Below are 6,323 nucleotides of genomic sequence, written 5' to 3' on the forward strand. Positions count from 1 at the left end.
TTTTTTTAAATATCTAAGATTTTAGCGAAACTATGAATGATTCCGAGCAAAGTTTTGTATCTTCTGTACTCATCTCACTCGATAGACTGCGGAATTTGAGTCAGATCGATATTTTAGCTGATTGGCGGATCTGTCTGGCGGGTGGGCTAACAACAGATCCGAGCAAATGGGATCTCGCACGTCTCAATCACAAAGGACAAATCGAGTGGGAGCGCGGTAGACAAGAGATTTGGCTGGCTCGACAGTTGACGATTCCAGCGGCGGTGGGGGGTTATCCAGTTACAAGTTTATCTTGTCGGTTGGCTTTTACCTGGTGGGCAGAGGTGGCGCAGGTATTTGTCAATGGGGAATTGGTGCAGGAGGGCGATTTATTCGACCACAGTCCGCGCGTGCTGTTGATGTCCGCAGCGGTGCCGGGAACGGCTGTAGACGTGCGGTTGCGATTGGTGAGTCCGGGGCACGATATCGGTGCTTTGATGCGTTCTCGGTTAATTTTTGAGTCCGCAGATCGGGCATATCCCGAGCCGGGTTGGTTGGCGGATGAGTTGGCGGTGATGGTAAAGCAGGTGGCAAGTTTTCAGCCAGAGAAGTTGGGGGAAGTGGTAGAAATTATCGATCGAATTGACTACGGTTTACTGGATGTTGGTAGTTGTCGGTTTATCGAGCAGGTGTTAGAAATTAAAAGACAAGTTAAATCGATCTTAGGCTGCGACGGCGATCTACCTACCCCGCCCTTCGGGCAACCTTCTAATGTTGGCTGCGGCGGAGATCTACCCAACCCGCCCTTCGGGCACCCCTGTCTTGAAAAGGTGCTCTACTTGGGGAAACCCCAAGACCGCACTTTTCGCTCCGAGGAGGGGATTTTAGTGGGAAGTATTCAATTGCTAGGACATGCTCATCTGGATATGGCGTGGTTGTGGGAGGTGGCGGAGACTTGGGAGGTAGCGGAGCGGACGTTTCGATCTGCATTGAAGTTACAGCAGTTATTCCCCGATCTCACATTTTGTCATTCTACGCCCGCATTGTATGAGTGGATGGAATTAAATCAGCCGGAAGTATTTGCGGGGATTTGTCAGCAGGTGCAGGCGGGTAAGTGGGAAATCGTCGGGGGAATGTGGATCGAACCAGACCTTAATCTAATTTCAGGAGAATCGATCGCGCGGCAGATTATTTACGGACAAGCATACAACCAGTCGAGGTTTGGGGCACATACTCAAGTCGCATGGCTCCCGGATACGTTTGGATTTTGCTGGCAATTACCGCAGTTATTAAAGCAAGGCGGGATCGATTACTTCGTTACGCAGAAATTTCTCTGGAATGATACGACAAAGTTTCCCCATCAATTATTTTGGTGGGAGTCGCCCGATGGTAGTCGGGTAATGAGTTTGATGTCGTCAGCGATTGGTGAGGGCATCGAGCCTCTTAAAATGATGGACTATGCCTGTCAATGGCAAACTAATACTGGTGTAGATGAGTCCCTATATCTATTTGGGGTGGGCGATCATGGTGGGGGGCCGACCCGTGATATGTTGGAATTAGCCGATCGCTGGTCGCAGTCGGATGTATTTCCCAATCTAGAATTTACGACGGCGATTAAATATCTGGACAAGTTGGCAAGTAGAGCCGATATTCAACTACTACCAGTGTGGCGAGACGAACTCTATCTAGAATTCCATCGCGGTTGTTTTACTACCCACGCCGATCAAAAGCGATCGAATCGACAGTGTGAGGATTTATTATATCAGGCAGAACTCTGGTCGTCGATCGCCTGTATCGTCAGTGAGCAGGATTATCCCGACGAACTTAAATTAGAAATCGAGACAGCCTGGAAACAAACATTATTCAATCAATTTCACGATATCATCCCCGGCACCGCGATCGAGCCTGTCTATGTGACGGCGAATCAAGGTTGGGCAGATGTCGAACGCGTCACGACACGGATCATTAGTAATGCTTTGGATGAGATTTGCGCTCGCATTTTACTTCCGACGCCGCCTGTAGAGGGTGCAATTCCGATCGTCATTTTTAACGCGCTCAATTGGGAGCGTAGCGAAGTAGTCAGGTACCCAACAGAAACCCGACTTTTCCCACTCGATTTTCTAGGAGGATGGCAAGTCTTCGACGCTGACGGAAACTTATTACCCAGCCAATCATCCGCCGAACATATCTTATTCCTCGCGACAGATTTACCGAGTGTTGGTTATCGCTTATTTTGGTTGGCACCTGCGAGTATGTTTGATTTACAGCGTAGTCCTTTACCCCACCCCAGCCCTCCCCTTATAAAGGGGAGGGAGCAAGAGAAGCCCCCCTTTATAAGGGGGGTTGGGGGGGTAACACCATTCCCGCCGCAGCCAGTTTCTACGGAAACACTAGCTTCTAGCGATTTTATTTTTAAAAACCAATTCGTAGAAGTAGCCATCAACCCCGAAACCGGAGATATTGCCAGCATTTACGATCGACTCAACTACCGCCACATCCTCACATCTACAGGCGCGAATCACCTCCAAGCTTTCCAAGACGGCGAACAATATTGGGATGCTTGGAATATCGATCCTAAATATGCCGAAAAACAATTACCACCCAGCCAGCTAAAATCGATCCGCTGGCTCGAAAACGGTGCCATTCGCCAGCGCGTCCGCGTCGTGCGAGAACTAGCGGGATGTGAATTTACGCAAGACTATATCTTAGATGCTCATAGCCCGATCGTTCAAATTAAAACCAGCGTCGATTGGCAGACCGAACATGTCTTAATTAAAGCCAATTTCCCCCTCAATCTTACCGCAGATCGATCCACCGCCGAAACTGCCTGCGGTGCGATCGATCGCCCTACCAAACCTGAAACCGCCGCCGAGCAAGCTAAATGGGAATTACCCATGCACCGTTGGGTAGATCTCACCGATAATAGTGGCGAGTATGGAGTGAGTATCTTGAATGATAGTAAATATGGTTTCGATGCTGGAGTAGATTATTTGAGACTCACATTACTCCGCAGTCCTAAATGGCCAGATCCGAGTGCCGATCGCGGCTACCATGAGTTTACCTATGCAATTTATCCCCACAGCGGTACTTGGCAAGCCGCTCAGACAGTGCGAAAGGGATTGGAACTTAATTCACCGTTTCAGGTAGTGCAACTAGTTCCCCAGCCTAAAGTAGATATCAGTAAAGACTTAGAACCTGTTAGTAGTCTCATCGATTTACAGGCTGAAAACCTAGTTTTGATGGCATTCAAACCTTCAGAAACTTTAGATCGATCGTGGGTATTACGGTGTTATGAGTGTCATGGAGTTGAGGGAGAAATTGAGTTGACTGGCGATCTGGATCTAGGGATCGATCGAGAGTTGAATATCCTCGAAGAACCAATTTTAGATCCGTTGGCGCAGCCTCTCGGAACAAGAATCGTCAAACCTTGGCAAATTAAGAGCTTTGGGGTTTCGGCTTAATTTTAAGTTTGCACTGCAAATTTGTCTGGATGAATGCCATGATTTACCCATATAATTGCGGCTTCTGCACTCGTCATCTCTGGCGGTACTCGGAGAATATGAATGTGCTGTGTTGATGGGCAAGTCATCTTGAGCAGAATCATCGGTTCGACAATCTCCTGCAATGTTTCTCCATCTTCATCCCACTGATTAAATCGATCTACTCCATCAATTTTTAACAAGGTATATTCTCGCCAAGTATTAACTATAATTGCACCTAGTTCATCACAGATTTTTTTATAACCTATTTGTGCGATTAATGCACGTCTAACTTCAGCATTATTTTCAATTAATAACCATTCAGATTTCCACTCGCTCAATTTAGTCCAATATCGACGGGAGAGATCCACATCAAACAAACGGACAGTTTTAAGATTACGCGCAGTTTTGAGAATTGACAAATCTATTAATGGATTTCCAGTAAAATCTATCCGATTCAAATTAGAGAGATTTTTGATACTTTCTGGCAGGCTGATTAGCTGATTTTCTCTCGGCTCTATGTTTGTTAAATTAACAAGATTGCCGATACTCTCTGGCAGACTAGCTAGCTCATTTTGTCCTAGGTTTAGGTAAGTTAAACTAACGAGATTATCGATGTTTTTCGGCAGGCTATTTAGATAATTTTCTTCCAGGTTCAGATGAGTTAAATCACCAAGATTACCGATACTTTCTGGCAGGCTGCTTAACTGATTTTCACACAGATATATGTGGACTAAATTAACGAGATTGCCGATACTCTCTGGCAGACTGGCTAGCTTATTCCTTTCCAGATGTAGGTAAATTAAATTAACGAGATTTACAATACTTTCTGGCAGGCTGGTTAGCTGATTTTCTTCCAGATGTAGGTGAGTTAAATTAACAAGGTTGCCGATACTTTCCGGCAGGCTAGTTAGCTGATTTCCCGACAGACATAGGTGAGTTAAATTAAAGAGGTTTCCAATACTCTCCGGCAGGCTAGTTAACTGATTTCCCGACAGATATAGGTGAGTTAAATTAACGAGGTTCCCAATACTTTCCGGCAAGGATGTTATTCGACAATATCGTAAATATAATGGTGCCCGTCGATCGAATTTAGCCCGTTCGATTATTTCGTCTAACCTTGCTTGTTTCATTGGTAAAAAGCACCATTGCAAGTTGATATTCTAATCAGCTACATATCGCCACCCTTCAGGAGCATATTCGCGTTGAATCCGGATTTCCCAATTGCCTTGGGGAATAGTTACGGCGGCATGTTCCTCGTGGGTGAGGATCGCAGTCGGGGATAAAACTTTGAGATATAGTATGCCATCTCGATCGAATAATTCGGCTTCACCGTTACTAATTCGGTGGCGGTGTCCGGTAACTTCGCCTTCAGCGAGAGTGAGGTGGGGAAGTTTGTTACCCGTGGCGGATGTGTCGCTAGGAATGATGAGAACATCGCCTTGTCTGATTAATGGATTCATAGATTTTAAACCTTGTTACTTATCAAATTATGTACTGTATTTAAGCTACCCAATCTTAATTACTACACAGCAGTTACCTTAATTCGCGTCCAATGTCCGAGGGTAATTTCATCGCCAGACGCGATCGAAATATCTGCCATGACTGCAATTTCTTTACCATTTACCAGCGTGCCATTTGACGAACCGATATCCCTAATGATGAGAGTCCCATTGGGATGGAGAGTGAGAATGGCATGACGGGAAGAGACAGCATCATCCAGATCTAGGGGAATCTCAGGGTGAATAGCACGAGCGACACTGGTACGTCCGATCAGATTGGTAGGCTGGGATAACTCAATGACAATCGGGGCTTGAGTGGGGGCTGTGGGGCTGGTGGGGGTGGCTAAACTCGGATCGATCGAGATGACTACTTGCCAGCGACTGATAGCGTTAGGAGCCGGATTTGAGGGATTAGCGGGTGGGTTTGGTGGTTGGGTAGGAGCGGTGGCTGTAGTATTGATGCTCGATTCTCGTTCCGAGAGGCTACGCCAACGAATCGGTGGTGGAAAATTGAATAATGGATCGCCACCTTTGGCACCTGTGAGGAAGTTAAAACCGCAAATCTCACAAAAGTTACCACTATCAGCCTGGTGGGGAGTACTACAATCGGGGCAATGTTGGACGGCTACCGATTGGCTGACAGTCGCGGTGGTTTTATTGGTGGGATTCGAGACGAGTTCGGCAATCCCCAATCCAGTAATTTTTGCCCCACATTCCGAGCAAAAATCTGCTTCTGTTGAGTTGTGACCTTTGGGACAAGTGTACATTTAGGGAATAGGGAATAGGGGATAGGGAATAGGGTAGAGGGGATAGGGTAGAGGTGGGTGAGAAATATAAAGGAGAGTAACTTGGAACGCAGTTCCAAAACCTATTCCCTATTCCCTATTCCCTATTCCCTATCCCCTACTTCTGGATTCTAGCCGTTTTGGTCGATCGAGTCTCTAACATCATTTCGTCTTCTTTAGCCACCGTGCGTTTGATTCTGACAGTCCCGGCAGCGGCGTCTTCGACATCGACGACGGAACGGAGGAGTTTGGCGGTGGCTTCGTTACCGGAGTCGTGGGCGAGTTTGACGGCTTTACCTAGTTTGACTGTCGCTACTTCGATGTTACCTTGCGCTCTGGCTTCCAAGCCTTCTTGGATGGATTGGGCGAGTTCTGCTTGTCCGGTATAGTGAGCGACGCGACGATCGATCTTGGCGGTTTTGGCTTCGTCTTCTGTCCAGGTAGCGAGGATTTTGGCTTCGGTTATTTTGGTTTCGACGCCGTTAGTTTGGGTTATCAGACTCGCTCTACCCGCCAACATTTCATCGCCAACATTCCCCGCATTTATCTGGATGCAGAAGTGATAATCGCGAGATTCA

Annotated in this window: 4 protein-coding genes and 1 pseudogene; 1 reads left to right on the top strand and 4 read right to left on the bottom strand. The window is 46.9% G+C overall.

Annotation, left to right across the window (positions count from 1 at the left end; genetic code table 11):
- Positions 1-32: 32 nt before the first annotated feature.
- Positions 33-3,440 carry an alpha-mannosidase gene (locus RMO52_RS15615; protein WP_310415906.1) on the top strand — a complete coding sequence of 1,136 codons (3,408 nt, stop codon included), beginning with the start codon at positions 33-35 and terminating at the stop codon, positions 3,438-3,440.
- Positions 3,441-3,442: 2 nt separating this feature from the next.
- Here RMO52_RS15615 and RMO52_RS15620 read toward each other — a convergent pair whose 3' ends face one another.
- The 4 genes and pseudogenes from RMO52_RS15620 to RMO52_RS15635 all read right to left on the bottom strand — a co-directional run.
- A complete protein-coding gene (locus tag RMO52_RS15620; protein ID WP_309738753.1) occupies positions 3,443-4,591 on the bottom strand; it encodes a leucine-rich repeat domain-containing protein in 1,149 nt (382 codons plus the stop codon).
- A gap of 30 nt (positions 4,592-4,621) precedes the next feature.
- Complete coding sequence (locus RMO52_RS15625; RefSeq protein ID WP_310415909.1) at positions 4,622-4,921, bottom strand: hypothetical protein; 300 nt, start codon at positions 4,919-4,921, stop codon at positions 4,622-4,624.
- Between the two features lie 62 nt (positions 4,922-4,983).
- A complete protein-coding gene (locus RMO52_RS15630) occupies positions 4,984-5,727 on the bottom strand; it encodes an FHA domain-containing protein (protein ID WP_309738751.1) in 744 nt (247 codons plus the stop codon).
- Positions 5,728-5,863: 136 nt separating this feature from the next.
- Positions 5,864-6,323: pseudogene (locus RMO52_RS15635) on the bottom strand (hypothetical protein); the annotation flags it as partial.

This window comes from Chamaesiphon sp. OTE_8_metabat_110 (assembly GCF_031382685.1).
Lineage (GTDB): Bacteria > Cyanobacteriota > Cyanobacteriia > Cyanobacteriales > Chamaesiphonaceae > Chamaesiphon.